14 protein-coding genes and 1 pseudogene are annotated in these 13,844 nt (G+C 72.7%); 5 read left to right on the top strand and 10 right to left on the bottom strand.

Translation table 11 applies throughout. The features are described from left to right. The first annotated feature begins 36 nt into the window (after positions 1 to 36). Entirely contained in the window at positions 37 to 1,665 is a 1,629-nt protein-coding gene (locus ACVWNX_RS11695) for an MFS transporter (RefSeq protein WP_454413847.1), read from the top strand. Positions 1,666 to 1,888: 223 nt separating this feature from the next. Here ACVWNX_RS11695 and ACVWNX_RS11700 read toward each other — a convergent pair whose 3' ends face one another. Next, positions 1,889 to 2,131: a hypothetical protein gene (locus ACVWNX_RS11700; RefSeq protein WP_454413848.1), complete on the bottom strand. Its 243-nt coding sequence runs from the start codon at positions 2,129 to 2,131 to the stop codon at positions 1,889 to 1,891. A 1-nt stretch (position 2,132) separates the two neighbouring features. Beyond that, on the bottom strand, positions 2,133 to 3,014 hold the full coding sequence (mca, locus tag ACVWNX_RS11705) for a mycothiol conjugate amidase Mca (RefSeq protein WP_454413849.1): 882 nt from the start codon (positions 3,012 to 3,014) through the stop codon (positions 2,133 to 2,135). 124 nt (positions 3,015 to 3,138) lie between these two features. Between mca and ACVWNX_RS11710 the strand changes: the two genes are divergently transcribed. Both ACVWNX_RS11710 and greA read left to right on the top strand, forming a co-directional pair. Then, a complete protein-coding gene (locus ACVWNX_RS11710; RefSeq protein ID WP_454413850.1) occupies positions 3,139 to 3,543 on the top strand; it encodes a DUF4307 domain-containing protein in 405 nt (134 codons plus the stop codon). Positions 3,544 to 3,808: 265 nt separating this feature from the next. Further along, entirely contained in the window at positions 3,809 to 4,306 is a 498-nt protein-coding gene (gene greA, locus ACVWNX_RS11715) for a transcription elongation factor GreA (RefSeq protein ID WP_454413851.1), read from the top strand. A 93-nt stretch (positions 4,307 to 4,399) separates the two neighbouring features. On the opposite strand, the gene ACVWNX_RS11720 is transcribed toward greA, so the two are convergent. The 7 genes and pseudogenes from ACVWNX_RS11720 to ilvA form a co-directional block, all read right to left on the bottom strand. Next, complete coding sequence (locus tag ACVWNX_RS11720; protein WP_454413852.1) at positions 4,400 to 4,651, bottom strand: hypothetical protein; 252 nt, start codon at positions 4,649 to 4,651, stop codon at positions 4,400 to 4,402. Next, positions 4,648 to 4,935, bottom strand: a complete 288-nt coding sequence (locus ACVWNX_RS11725; RefSeq protein WP_454413853.1) for a hypothetical protein — start codon at positions 4,933 to 4,935, stop codon at positions 4,648 to 4,650. The genes ACVWNX_RS11720 and ACVWNX_RS11725 overlap by 4 nt, the downstream gene beginning before the upstream one ends. Positions 4,936 to 5,099: 164 nt before the next feature. Next, positions 5,100 to 5,621: pseudogene (locus tag ACVWNX_RS11730) on the bottom strand (GntR family transcriptional regulator); the annotation flags it as partial. Positions 5,622 to 5,662: 41 nt separating this feature from the next. After that, the gene (locus tag ACVWNX_RS11735; protein ID WP_454413854.1) at positions 5,663 to 6,400 is read right to left on the bottom strand and encodes a GntR family transcriptional regulator; all 738 of its coding nucleotides are present in this window, start codon (positions 6,398 to 6,400) and stop codon (positions 5,663 to 5,665) included. 390 nt (positions 6,401 to 6,790) lie between these two features. Further along, positions 6,791 to 7,642: an ABC transporter permease gene (locus tag ACVWNX_RS11740; RefSeq protein WP_454413855.1), complete on the bottom strand. Its 852-nt coding sequence runs from the start codon at positions 7,640 to 7,642 to the stop codon at positions 6,791 to 6,793. Next, positions 7,639 to 8,688, bottom strand: coding sequence for an ATP-binding cassette domain-containing protein (locus ACVWNX_RS11745; protein ID WP_454413856.1), 1,050 nt, complete (start codon positions 8,686 to 8,688; stop codon positions 7,639 to 7,641). Before ACVWNX_RS11745 ends, ACVWNX_RS11740 begins: the two co-directional genes overlap by 4 nt. A 363-nt stretch (positions 8,689 to 9,051) precedes the next feature. Continuing rightward, a complete protein-coding gene (ilvA, locus tag ACVWNX_RS11750; protein WP_454413857.1) occupies positions 9,052 to 10,293 on the bottom strand; it encodes a threonine ammonia-lyase in 1,242 nt (413 codons plus the stop codon). Between the two features lie 151 nt (positions 10,294 to 10,444). On the opposite strand from ilvA, the gene ACVWNX_RS11755 reads away from it, so the two are divergent. Further along, positions 10,445 to 10,948, top strand: a complete 504-nt coding sequence (locus ACVWNX_RS11755) for a MarR family winged helix-turn-helix transcriptional regulator (protein WP_454414721.1) — start codon at positions 10,445 to 10,447, stop codon at positions 10,946 to 10,948. A 433-nt stretch (positions 10,949 to 11,381) separates the two neighbouring features. On the opposite strand, the gene ACVWNX_RS11760 is transcribed toward ACVWNX_RS11755, so the two are convergent. Then, the gene (locus ACVWNX_RS11760) at positions 11,382 to 12,536 is read right to left on the bottom strand and encodes a cystathionine gamma-synthase (RefSeq protein ID WP_454413858.1); all 1,155 of its coding nucleotides are present in this window, start codon (positions 12,534 to 12,536) and stop codon (positions 11,382 to 11,384) included. Between the two features lie 103 nt (positions 12,537 to 12,639). Here ACVWNX_RS11760 and ACVWNX_RS11765 point away from each other — a divergent pair, with 103 nt between their 5' ends. Continuing rightward, positions 12,640 to 13,761: a hypothetical protein gene (locus ACVWNX_RS11765; RefSeq protein ID WP_454413859.1), complete on the top strand. Its 1,122-nt coding sequence runs from the start codon at positions 12,640 to 12,642 to the stop codon at positions 13,759 to 13,761. Positions 13,762 to 13,844 lie beyond the last annotated feature (83 nt).

The raw sequence follows: 13,844 nt of genomic DNA on the forward strand, positions 1-13,844 counted from the left end.
CCGCGGACCGTGGCGCCCCCGTCCGGAGGACCGCCCATGAGCGACCGCCCCCTGACCGATCCGTCCGTCCCGCATGTCCCGCACAGCTCACCTGGCCTACCTGTCCCGCCCGGCCCGTCTGACCTGCCTACTCCGCCTGGTCCGCCCACCCCGCCCGCCCCGCGAACCGACGCCACCGACGCCACCGACGCCACCGACGCCACCGACGGCCCCCGGACCAGGAACGGCACCGGCACCGGCACCGGGCCGTCCCCCGGCGGGCCGACCGGCACCGCCGCTCCCTTCGCCGCGCTGCTCCTCGCCGTTCTGTCGTTCTCCCTGATGCAGACGATGGTCGTCCCCGCGTTGCCCGACCTCCAGCGGGAGTTCGGCGCCTCCCCGACCGGGGTCTCCTGGGTGCTCGGTTCCTTCCTGATCACCGCCTCGGTGGCCACCGCGCTGCTGGGACGGGTCGGGGACATGTTCGGCAAGCGCCGGGTGCTGATCGCCAGCCTCGGCGTCTTCGCCGTGGGCACCCTGCTGGCCGCCCTGGCCCACGCGCTCCCGGTGCTGATCGCCGCCCGCGCGGTGCAGGGCGTGGGATCGGCCGCGTTCCCCCTGGCGTTCGGCATCGTCCGCGACCGGTTCCCCCGGGAACGGGTGCCGGTGGCGATCGGGCTGGTCTCCTCGACGTTCGGGGTCGGCTTCGGGGTCGGGCTCGTCGTCCCGGGTCCGGTCGTCGACATCCTCGGCTGGCGCTGGATCTTCTGGCTCGGCCTGGTCGTGATCCTGCTGGGCCTCGCCGCCGTCACCGCGTTCGTCCGGGAGTCCCCGGCCACCGCCCCCGGCCGCGTCGACTGGGCCGGGGCCGCCCTGCTGAGCGCCGGCCTGGTCGCGCTGCTGCTCGCCATCGGCGAGGGCGCCGCGCGGGGCTGGGCGTCGGGCTGGGTCATCGGGCTGTTCCTGACCGCCGCCGCGCTGCTGGTGGTGTTCCACCGGGTCGAGGGACGGGTGCGCGAACCGCTGATCGACCTCGCGCTGCTCCGCCGCCGGGCCGTGCTGACCAGCCATGTCGCCGCGTTCGTCATCGGCTTCGGGATGTACGGCGCCTTCACCCTGGTGCCGATGCTCGCCCGGACCCCGCCGGAGGAGGCGGGCTACGGTTTCGGGGCCTCCGTCACCGGGGCCGGGCTGTTCCTGGCGCCGATGGCGGTGACCATGCTGATCGCCAGCCCGCTCGCCGGACGGATCGGGGCCGCCCTGGGCTGGAAGCCGCCGCTGGTGCTGGCCTGCCTGGTCGGGGTGACCGGGTTCGCCGTCTACGCGTGGGGGCACCGGAGCCCGGCGGCGCTCTACACCGGGTCGGCGGTGCTCGGCGTCGGCGTCGGGCTCGCCTTCGCCGCCCTGGCCAATCTGGTGGTCAGCGCCGTCGACCGGAGCCGGACCGGCGAGGCGACCGGCGTCAACACCGTGATGCGCACCGTCGGCGGCTCGCTCGGCACCCAGGTCGCGGCGTCGGTGGTGGCCGCCCGGACGGTCCCCGGCACCGGGTTGCCCGCCGAGTCCGGCTACACCACCGCGTTCACCGTGTCGGCGGTCGCCCTGGGGGTCGCCGCGCTCGTCGCGCTCGCGGGCCCCGGCGGCTTCCGGCACCGGTCACCGTCCGGCTCCCCCGGCGAAGACTGACGGTCCCGGTCCCGGTCCCGGTCCTAGTCCCGGTCCTGGTCCCGGCCGGTCGGCCGGGCGGGCGGGCGCGACGGTCCGCCCCTGACCTTCCGCACTCCGCCCCCCCTGGAACGGAACCGGAACCGGTGACCGGCCCGGCCCGTCACCGGTCACCTGTCACCGGGTACGGCGAAGTGCCCCCGGGCGCCGTCATGGCTCGGCCGGGGGCGGGGGTCGCCGGGGGTCAGGACTTGCTGACGCCCGCGGACCGGCCGGACTCCTCGGGGGCGCCCGGCAGCGGGGCCTCCTTGAAGTCGACCCGGCCCATGTGCTTGTTCATGGACTTCATCAGGCCCCACACGGCGAGTGCCATCACCGCGAAGACGATGAACCCCAGCACCCCGGGCGTGACCTTGTTCTTGTCGACCTCGGCCGCCAGGGGCACGAGGTTCGACACCAGCTGGACGCCGCTTGCGCTCACACTCATGTCAGGCATTCTCGCGGATGCCCGCGAAGAGGTCGTCCTCGGGGAGGGAGGTATCGACGAGCGACTTCGCCAGCTCGTACTCCTCGGTCGGCCAGACCTCCTTCTGGAGCTCCATCGGCACCCGGAACCAGCCCCCGTCGGGGTCGATCTGGGTGGCGTGCGCGATCAGCGCCTTGTCCCGGATCTCGTAGAAGTCCGCGCAGGGCACATGGGTCGTCAGGGTGCGCTCGACCCGCTCGAACTCGTCCCACCGCTTCAGCCAGTCCCCGTAGGGCGACTCCAGGCCGCGGTCCAGCATCGCCCGGTGCAGCGCCTCGGTGCGGGGCCGGTTGAAGCCCTGGTTGTAGTAGAGCTTGCGCGGCTGGTGGACGGGGCCGAACTCGTCCTCGGGGAAGCCCTCCGGGTCGGCCGCGCCGTCGAACGCGATCATCGAGATCCGGTGGGTCATGATGTGGTCGGGGTGCGGATAGCCGCCGTTCTCGTCATAGGTGGTGATCACCTGGGGACGGAACTCGCGGATCTTGCGCACCAGCCGCCCCGCCGCCACCGTCTCGTCCTCCAGCGCGAAGCAGCCCTCCGGCAGCGGGGGCAGCGGATCGCCCTCGGGCAGCCCGGAGTCGACGAAGCCGAGCCACTCCTGCCGCACGCCGAGGATCTCCCGGGCCTCGTCCATCTCCTTGCGGCGCACCTCGTGGATGTTCGCCTCGATGTACGCGTCGCCCTGGAGCTTCGGGTTGAGGACTGAGCCGCGCTCGCCGCCCGTGCAGGTCACCACCAGCACGTCCACCCCCTCCGACACGTACTTCGCCATGGTGGCCGCGCCCTTGGACGACTCGTCGTCCGGATGGGCGTGCACGGCCATGAGTCGCAGCTGCTCAGTCAAGACTCGATCCTCGTCGAATACGGCGCCCGGATGAGGGGGCGCGATGGGCGGCTTCTATAGTGACCGAATCGGGGAGCGAATAATTCCGGGACCCCGTCCCGTCACCCCCCGGAGGAGGGCGATCATGAGTGCGGTCCGCGAAGAGCCGGTACGGGCCCGGTACGGCCGTTCCGCCGAGGAACGCACCGACCGCCGCCTCAAGGTCCTCGGCTCGGTGCTCGGCGTCTGCGGGCTGCTCCTGATCGCCTGGATCGGCCACGGTTACATCACCGGCAAGGCCGTCAGCGGCGAGATGATCAAGTTCAAGGTGGTCTCGGACCGTGAGGTCCAGGCGCATCTGGAGGTCCGCAAGGACACCTCGGTCCGGGGCTACTGCACCCTGCGCGCCCAGTCCGAGGACGGCGCCGAGGTCGGCCGGGCGGACTTCCGCTTCGACCAGGACGCCGGCCGCGTGGACGAGGTCGTCACCCTGCGGACCACGGCCCGGGCGACCGCCGCCGAGCTCGTCGGCTGCGAGACCGACGGCTGACCTCCGTTCCGGTTGCGGCCCGCACCGGCGGTGACCGGACCCGGACTCCCCGTCCGACGACGTTTGCCGACGCGGACGGCCGCGCATGCTTTATTCAGGGCCGCACAAGAATCACAAGGCCCTGGCCTGCACTGACGTAACTCTGATGCGATATGTCCTCCCCCTGCGCCGCCTGAATTGTTAGGCTCGTGATTTCGCCCGCCCGTGGACGCGTCCTGTTCCGGGAGGGCGATGCTTTGTATTCCAGTACCGACGAGGAGCACCAGTGACCCAGACCAGTGAGAGCGTCACCTGGCTTACGCAGGAGGCGTACAACCAGCTCAAGGCCGAGCTGGAGTACCTGTCTGGTCCCGCCCGCACCGAGATCGCCAAGAAGATCGAGGCGGCGCGCGAGGAGGGCGACCTGCGCGAGAACGGCGGGTACCACGCGGCCAAGGAGGAGCAGGGCAAGCAGGAGCTCCGGGTCCGCCAGCTCACCCAGCTGCTGGAGAACGCGAAGATCGGCGAGATCCCGCCGGACGACGGCGTCGTGGAGCCGGGCATGGTCGTGACGATCGCCTTCGACGGCGACGAGGACGACACGCTCACCTTCCTGATGGCCTCCCGCGAGTACGCGTCCTCCGACGTCGAGACGTACTCCCCCCAGTCCCCGCTGGGTGTCGGTGTGAACGGCAAGAAGGTCGGTGACGAGGCCACCTACGAGCTGCCCAACGGCAAGCTGGCGTCGGTCAAGATCCTCGCCGCGAAGCCGTACTCCAGCTGACCCCACCTTTCGCACGAGGGCCCCGGGACTCGCTCCCGGGGCCCTCGTCGTTCCGGCGGGCGGCCCCCGGTACCGGAGCCGGGGCTTCGGGCCTCAGGGTGAGGGGACGACCCGGAGCACGGTGACGGTGACGACCCGGGCACTGACCTCGTAGCGGACGAAGGCGACGGCGTTGACGGTCGCCTCCCGCCGGTCCCGGGCGCCCCGGATGGTGGTGGAGCCGCAGCCGTACGGGTCCCGCGCGATGGCGATGATCCCCGCGTCGAACTCCTTGCGGACCCCCGGCGCCAGGGCGCCCCGCCCGGCGGCCGCCGCGTCGGTGAAGGCCACCCGCAGCGGGCTCACCGGACGCTCCGGTACTCGTCGGTGAGGTCGTCCGGGAAGGTCACCCCGGTGAAGTCGCCCCTCCTCAGCCGGGCCACCAGCGCCTCCTCCTCGGTCTCGTGACCGGTGGGCACCCGCATCACCCAGCGGGCCAGCAGCATCGGCAGGTCCCCGACGTCGGCGGCCTCGGCCTCCGCCGTGAACCCCGCGCGGAGCGCCTCGGGCAGCGCCGCGCGCAGGTCCCGGATCGTCGCGGGCACCTCTACGGGCCCGCCGATCATGTACAGGGTCAGTGTCCGCGTCATCACCCCTCCGAACCGACTGGCGTGCGAGGCGTCGTCCGGACCCGTTCCCTTCCGGGGTACGGGCCCTCCACCGCGTCAGCGTACGGACGCGGGGGCCGCACCGCCCCGAGGGCGGCGCGGCGCGTACGCGCACCCCGGGGAGCGCGGGGCGGGCCCGCGCGCTGTCACGCCCCGAAGTCGTACTCCAGGACGTACGCGGCGGAGTCCAGGACCATGTCGTTCACCTCGACGGCCTGCCCGGCGGCGGTGAACGCGGTGCGCCGGACGAGGACCACCGGGGTTCCGGCGCCGAGGCCCAGCCGTCCGGCCTCGTCCCGGGTGGGCATCCGCGACCGCACCTCCTCCCGGAACCGCACCGGTTCGGCACCGAGGTCCGCGAGGCGGGCGTAGATCCCGCCGGGGCCGGTGTCGGCGCGGGTGATCGCGCTGCCGCGCACCAGGTCCGCCGGAAGGCGGGAGACGGCGAGCAGCACGGGCTTCCCGTCGAGGACGTAACGGCGGGACCGTACGCACACGGCCGCGCCCTCGGGAAGGTCCAGCACCCGGGCCACGTCGTCCGGCGCGGGCTCCTCGGTGACGGTGACGCCGTCGACGGTCAGGTCCCGGCCTTCGGTGTCCGTCTCCCACACGGAACGCCCGGACGCCCAGCCGTCATGGGCGAGCCGGGCGATGCCCCGTCGGCGGACCTCCCCGCCCCCGGGACCGCCCGGGCCGCCCGGGCCGGACGTCACGGCATGTCCGCTTCGACCGTGAGCACGCGGTCACCGCCGAGGAAGTCCGTGGCGTACTCGGTCACGTCGCCGTGCTGGTCCCAGTAGTGGTTGGTCCAGGTGAGGACCGGGGTACCGGCCGGGGTGTCCAGCGCCTCGGCCATCCCGGACGGCAACGGCCGCACGGCGAGGGCGTCCCGCCGCCGGACCGCGCGCCGCCCGGTGCGTTCCTCCACCAGACCGAAGGTCATCGTCGGCAGCGGTCCCGGGGAGAGGAGTTCGGGGGCGCTCTCGGCGAACGTCCCGGGCAGCCACGAGACCGACACCGCGACCACTCCGGCGTCGTCCACGTATCTGCGCCAGCGCCGGACGACCGGCCCGCCCGGTTCCGTCCCGAGCGCCGCCGCGACCTCCTCGGAGGCGGGTTCGAGTCCGGCGCCCAGGATCTCGACCCGTTCCCCGGGACGCAGTCCGCCCGCTCCGGCGCGGAGCATCAGCAGCCGGTCGGGCCCGGTGGTCTGCCGCCGACCGAGGTCCACGACGGTGCCCTGGGTGGAGGACCGGACGTATCCCTCCGTCCGCAACTGCCCGACCGCCTTCGCGGCCGTCGCCGTGGCGACGCCCCACTGCTCGGAGATCTCCGCGATCGACGGCAGCCTGGCGCCCTCGGCCAGCTCCCCGTCGACGATCCGCTGCCGGAAGTGGTTCGCGATCTGCATGAACGGCGGCAGCTCCCGCCGCACTCGTGGTGCCATCCCTGCCTCCCGAATACGCGTACTAGCTCATGACCGAGCGTACCCGGACCATCACTTTACGAGTGTCAACTAGCTCACACCTCTAAGCGAGCTAGTAAGCGATGAACGGAGCGCGCCCATAATGACTGAGAACATCCAGGTTCGTCCCGACCACTTCATCCCGTACATCACCGTCTGGAGTTCAGAAACGCGTCACGAGGGCACCTGTCGTGACGCGTTCGGACGCGGGTATCGGCTACCTCGACGAGACGCCGTTCGACCGGGACTCCGCCGGGGCCTGGAACGGTGCACCATCCTCGCGCGTCCCACGCGTTCGCGCCCGCCCTCCCGGGGGTGAGCCGGAGGGGCGGGCGCGGGGACGGGTCACCCCTGACGGGGCCGTGGGCGTGGTCAGCCCGCCGCGTTGCGGTACTTGCGGACCGCCAGGGTGCGGAAGACCACGATGATCAGTACGGACCAGAGCAGCGAGGCCAGGGGGGCGTGCTGCATGGGCCAGGCCGAGGAGTCGACCACGCCCGGGTTGCCGAACAGTTCGCGGACGGCCTGGACCGTCGCGCTGAACGGGTTCCAGTCCGCGATGTGCTGGAGCCACGGGGTCATCCGGCTGCTGTCCACGAAGGCGACCGAGATGAACGTGACCGGGAAGAGCCAGATCAGTCCGCCGGAGGTCGCCGCCTCGGGGGTGCGCACGGAGAGGCCGATCAGCGCGCCGACCCAGGTGAACGCGTACCCGAGCAGGAGCAGCAGACCGAAGCCGGCGGCCACCTCCAGGAAGCTGGTGTGGGTGCGCCAGCCGACGAGCAGTCCCACGATCGCGAGGACGAGCAGCGTCAGCGCGGTCTGGACGAGGTCGGCCAGGGTCCGGCCGGTGAGGACCGCGCCGTGCGCCATGGGCAGCGAGCGGAAGCGGTCGACGAGGCCCCGGTGCATGTCGTCGGCGATGCCCGCACCCGCCCCCGCCGTGGCGAAGGTGACGGTCTGGGCGAAGATGCCCGCCATCAGGAACTCGCGGTAGACCCCTGGACTGGTCGAGCCGCCGATGTTCATCGAGCCGCCGAACACGTACGAGAACAGCACCACGAACATGACCGGCTGGAGCAGCCCGAAGATGATCATCTCGGGGATGCGGGTCATCCGGATCAGATTGCGGCGGGCGATCACCAGGGAGTCGCGGACGGACTGGCCGATCCCCCCGGTGCCCTTGGGGGCGGTGATCTTCACCGCTTCGGTCACGGCGCTCACTGGTCGGCCTCCTCGCCGGTCGCGCTGGCGGCTCTCGCCTTGGTCTTCCCCCGGCCGGCCCGGTCGTGCGGGGTCTTCTCCGCGTCCTCGCCCTCGCCCTGCGGGGCCTCGGCGAGATGGCCGGTCAGCGAGAGGAACACGTCGTCGAGGGTGGGGCGGCGCAGTCCGATGTCGTCGATCTCGACACCGCGCGCGTCCAGCTCGCGGATGACCTCCGCGAGCAGCTTGGCGCCGCCGGTCACCGGCACGGTGAGCTTGCGGGTGTGCTGGTCGGTGGTCACCTCGCCCTTGCCGAGGGCGGTGAGGACCCCGACGGCGTCGGCTATCCGCTCGCGGTCGTGCACCACGACCTCGACGCGCTCGCCGCCGGTGCGGGCCTTGAGCTGGTCGGAGGTGCCGCGCGCGATGACCCGGCCGTGGTCGACCACCGCGATGTCGTGCGCGAGGTGGTCGGCCTCCTCCAGGTACTGGGTGGTGAGCAGCAGGGTGGTGCCGCCCGCGACGAGTTCCTGGATGACCTCCCACAGGGCCTGGCGGTTGCGGGGGTCGAGGCCCGTCGTCGGCTCGTCCATGAACATCACCGGCGGGGAGACCACCAGCGCGGCGGCGAGGTCGAGGCGGCGGCGCATGCCCCCGGAGTAGGTCTTCGCGGGGCGGTCGGCGGCGTCCGCGAGTCCGAACCGGTCGAGCAGTTCGGCGGCGCGGGCCTTGGCCTGCCGCGACTTGAGCTGGTAGAGCTGTCCGACCATCTGGAGGTTCTCGCGGCCGGTCAGGTACTCGTCCACGGCGGCGAACTGGCCGGAGAGGCCGATCGACCGCCGGACGTCGTTGGGCCGCTGGAGGACGTCGATGCCCGCGACGACCGCGCGGCCGCTGTCGGGGCGGAGCAGTGTGGTCAGACAGCGGACGGTGGTGGTCTTCCCCGCGCCGTTCGGGCCGAGCAGGCCGAGGACGGTGCCTTCGGGGACGTCGAGATCGACACCGTCCAGCGCCCTGACGTCGCCGAAGGTCTTGACCAGACCTTCGGCGTAGATGGCGCCTGGCATGTGATGACTCCCTGGTTCTGTCGGTCGCCGTCGCGCACGGCACCGGGGGACGGCGCGTCCGGACGACACGTTCAAACGAAAAGCATAATTTGTCGTTCTTGATCCAGGTCGCCCGTTTTTACCGAAAGGGCTTCCCGGCACGGAAAAACCGGCTGCGACACAGCGGTCCGCTCCCCTAATCTGCGGACTCGTCGCGCGTGACCCAGGACACACACTATAACGCGATGTATCGCGTTTGCTCAAGGGGTTTTCCGGCAGCGGGAGCGGGGGCCTCCGGGCTCCCGGCTCCGGACTCCGGAGCCGGGAACGACGACGGGGCGGGACCCGTTCCACCAGGTCCCGCCCCGTCGTCGCCCGCCCGCCTCACTCGATGACCGTGTACCCCGCCGCGCGCAGCGCCCCGCGCACCTCGTCGCAGTGGTCGCCGCCCTTGGTCTCCAGATGCAGCTCGACCTCCGCCTCCGTCAGGCCCAGCCGGGGGTCCGTCCGCACATGGCTGACGTCCAGCACGTTCGCGTCCGCCCCGGAGAGCACCCCCAGCAGCGTGGCCAGCGCCCCCGGCCGGTCCGTGAGCCGCAGCCGCACCGCCAGGTACCGTCCGGCCGCCGCCATCCCGTGCCGCAGGATGCGCTGCAACAGCACCGGGTCGACGTTGCCGCCCGACAGCAGCGCCACCACCGGCCCCTCGAAGGACCCCGGGTCGCCGAGCAGCGCGGCCACCGGCGAGGCCCCCGCCGGTTCCACCACCTGCTTGGCCCGCTCCAGGCACAGCAGCAGCGCGCCGGACAGCTCGTCCTCGGAGACCGTCCGCACCTCGTCCACCAGGGACGCCACGATCCGGAACGGCACCTCGCCCGGACGCCCCACCTTGATCCCGTCCGCCATGGTCGCCAGCGGGGCGGTGGTCACCGGGCGGCCCGCCGCCAGCGAGGGCGGGTACGCCGCCGCGCCCGCCGCCTGCACCCCGACGATCCGCACGTCCGGACGGAGCGCCTTCACCGCGACCGCGACGCCCGCCGCGAGCCCCCCGCCGCCCATCCCGACCACGATCGTCCCCACCTCGGGGCACTGTTCGAGGATCTCCAGGCCCACCGTGCCCTGACCGGCGATGACGTCCCGGTGGTCGAAGGGATGGATGAACACCGCACCCGTCCGCCGGGCGTACTCCTCGGCGGCGGCCAGCGTCTCGTCGACGACCTGACCGTGCAGCCTCACCTCAGCGCCGTACTCGCGTGTCGCCGCGATCTTAGGCAGCGGTGCGCCCACCGGCATGAACACCGTGGAACGGACCCCCAGCAGCGCGGAGGCGTGCGCGACGCCCTGCGCGTGGTTCCCGGCGCTCGCCGCGACGACGCCCGCCGCGCGCTCCTCCGGCAGCAGTCCCGCGATCCGCACGTACGCGCCGCGCAGTTTGAACGACCCCGTGCGCTGAAGGTTCTCGCACTTGAGGTGGACCGGAGCGCCGACCAGCGACGACAGATGACGGCTGCCCTCTATGGGGGTCATCCGCGCGATCCCCTGGAGCATCTTCCGGGCGCCGCGCACATCGTCCAGGGTGACGGGCGGGTCCACGGGGAAGAAGGAGTCAGCGGTGGGGTGGTTCATGACGCAAGTCTCGCAGCTCACACCGTACGTGGCGGTGGGCGCGTCGGGTTTCTCCAGCACCCGTACGGGGGACCCCCGCGCCGCGTACTCTGTCCCCCAATTCTTTCCGCACGCATGAAGTGAGCCTTCGGCCATGCCCACAACACCAGAAATGTCGATGGACATGATGACCTCCGGCGACACCGGTCTTCTCGACGCCCTCCAGCACGAAGTGGCACTCTTCGCCCGCCGTGCGGAACAGACCCGCCTAGGCGGCGTCGGGCAAGTGCGCAACTCCATGGACCGCGCCGCGTACCTGCTCCTCAACCGCCTCGACAAGGAGGGCCCGATGGGCGTCAAGGCCCTCGCGGCGAGCATGGGCATCGACTCCTCCACGGTCACCCGTCAGGTCGCCCCGCTCGTGGACACCGGACTGGTCAAACGCACGTCCCACCCGGAGGACGGACGGGCGGTGGTCCTCCAGCTCTCCCCGCGCGGCCAGTCCCGGCTCTGCGAGGTGCGGTCCTCCCGCCGGGAACTCATGGCCCAGCTCACCGAGGACTGGGACCCCGCCGAGCGCGAGAACTTCTGCGCGCTCCTGACCCGGTTCAACACCGCCCTGTCCGACCGGATGGGCGCCCCCTCCACGGCGGCCGACGTCCCCGACCCGTCCTGACCGCCATGACCGGACCGGACCAGACCGGACCGCGTCCGATCTAATCGATCAGATCTGACCGATCCACTCCGATCCGGCTGATCCGATCTCACCCGACCCGGGTTCCCCGCCACCCCCTCCGGAGCCGACGCCGACTGGACCCGGAGGTCCGACGAAGGAACCCGGGCCCCCGTCCGTCCGCCCTCTTGACCCCGCTCGACCACGGTCCCGGACCCCGGACGCCACCCCGCCGCACACCGGCCGGTGACGCCCGCGGGCCGGACCGGAAACGGGTGCGCCGCCAGGTCCGGGACCCGGCGGCGCACCCGCTCGTTCGTCCGGCCCGCTCGATCCGCCCGGCCCGACCGGTTCACCCGGCCCGACCCGCTCGCCCGGTTCGCCCGGCACGAGCGGTGCGAAAGGCCCGAGCGGCGCGAACGGCCCGGGGGCGGGATCAGCCCAGCGCCTGCTGGAGGTCGGCGACCAGGTCGTCGGCGTTCTCGATGCCGACCGACAGCCGCACCAGGTCGGCCGGGACCTCCAGCTCCGACCCGGCGGCCGAGGCGTGCGTCATCCGGCCCGGGTGCTCGATCAGGGACTCCACCCCGCCCAGCGACTCGCCGAGGGTGAACAGCCGCGCCCGGTCGCAGACCGCGACGGCCGCCTCCTCGCCCCCCGCCACCTGGAAGGAGACCATCCCGCCGAACCGCCGCATCTGCTTGGCGGCGACCTCGTGGCCCGGGTGCTCGGGCAGCCCCGGGTAGAGGACCTTGGTCACCCGGGGGTGCCGGGTCAGCGCGTCCACCACGCGGGCCGCGTTCTCGCTGTGCCGGTCCATCCGCACGGGAAGCGTCTTGATGCCCCGCAGCACCAGCCAGGAGTCGAAGGGCCCGGCGACCGCGCCCATCGCGTTCTGGTGGTAGGCCAGCTCCTCGGCGAGGGCGGCGTCCCCGGTGACCAGGGCGCCGCCGACGACGTCCGAGTGCCCGCCCATGTACTTGGTCAGCGAGTGCACGACCACGTCCGCGCCGAGCCCCAGCGGCTGCTGGAGGTACGGGGTCGCGAAGGTGTTGTCCACCACGAGCCGCGTCCCGGCGTCCCGGGCGAGCTGAGCCAGGGCCGGGATGTCGGAGATGCCGAGGAGCGGGTTGGACGGGGTCTCCACCCAGATCGCGCGGGTCCGGTCGGTGAGCGCGGCCCGCACCGCCTCCGGGTCGGAGGTGTTCGCCACCGAGAACTCCACGCCCCAGCGGGCGGCGACCTTGGCGAACAGCCGGAACGTGCCGCCGTAGGCGTCGTCCGGGATCACCACGTGGTCACCGGGGACGAGCAGGGTGCGCAGCAGGCAGTCCTCGGCGGCGAGCCCCGAGGCGAACGCGAGGCCGCGCGTCCCGCCCTCCAGCGCGGCGAGGTTCTCCTCCAGCGCGGTCCGGGTCGGGTTGGCGCTGCGGCTGTACTCGTAGCCGCCCCGCAGCCCGCCCACCCCGTCCTGTTTGAACGTGGACACCTGGTGGATCGGCGGGACCACGGCCCCGGTCAGCGGGTCGGCGGTGTTGCCCGCGTGGATCGCGACGGTTTCGAAGGAGTGCGTGGGGTGCGAGTCGTTCATGGGCCCCGAGCGTAGTGCGGACCGGGCCGGGCTCAGTGCCGGGAAGGCCCTCCCCGTGTGACAGGTTCGCCAATTGTCCGACCGGTCTGGTTCGCTTGGGGGTATGGAGATTCTCTGGTTCCTGGTGGCGCTGGTCATGTTGACGGCGGTGGCCCTGCCGTTCCTGCGCCGCAGGGGGGAGGGGGTGCGGCTGGTGAGCCCCGACGCGCCCGACGCCGCGGACCCCGCGGCGTACGGGTTCCTGCGTCAGGAGCAGCTCGACGTCCGGCTGCCCGGCCCCGACCCCGATCTGGTGGACGTGCTGGACGTGGTCCGCGCCACCCAGAACTGGCGGGCCGCGTCCCAGCTGCTCGCGGGCACCGACGCCACGGACGAGCGGCGCTGGCAGCGGGTGCAGGCGTTCGCCGGGGCGGCCTCGCTGGAGCTGCGGGCGCTGCCCGGGGGCACCGGCGGCGAGGGCGCGGGCGCCCGCTGGCTGCGGTCGTGGCGCACCGAGGCGCCCAAGGACGCGGGCGGCGCGGCGGTGCAGGCCGAGTTCCTGGTGCAGCAGGCGTACCGCACCGCCGCGCCGGGGACCGACGAGTTCCGGATCATCCTGGAGGAGGCCCGGGCGGCGTGCGGGCAGGCCGCGCTGCTGGCCCCCGGCGATCCGGTGCCGTACGTCGTCGAGCTGTCGATCGCGCGGGGCCTCGGCTACCAGCGGTCGGAGTTCGAGCAGCTGTGGCTGAAGATCCTCGACCGTGCTCCGGCGCACATGGGGGCGCACCTGGCCGCGCTGCACTACTGGTGCGAGAAGTGGCACGGCTCGCGCGAGCTGGCGTACGCCTTCGCGGAGGCCGCCGCCGCCCGCGCCCCGCAGGGCTCGCCGCTGTCGGCGCTGCCGCTGTTCGCGGTGTACGAGCACCTCGGCGAGGTCACCCTGGTGCGCGACTTCTACGGCACGGAGGTCGTCCGCAAGGCCGTCGAGGGCGCCCTGTTCGCGGCCCACTCGGCCCGTCCGGACGATCCGACGCTGGCCCACGTACGGCATCTGCTGGTGTTCTTCCTGGTCCGCTCGGACCGGTGGCGCGAGGCCATGCTCCAGCTGGTCCACGTGGACGGTCATGTGGGTGCCGTGCCCTGGACGCTGTCGGCGGACCCGGCGGAGGACTACACGGTGTACCGGGCGATGGCGGTCGCGGGCTTCGAGGCGAACGGCGGCACCCCGGCGACGCTGAGCGGCTGACCGGCCGGGCGGGCGCCGGGGGCGCTACCGCCCCGCCCGGGAATGCTCCGGCGGGCCCGCTCGTTGGACCTGGGGAGGTGGCT

The sequence above is a fragment of the Streptomyces sp. JNUCC 64 genome (assembly GCF_054484115.1).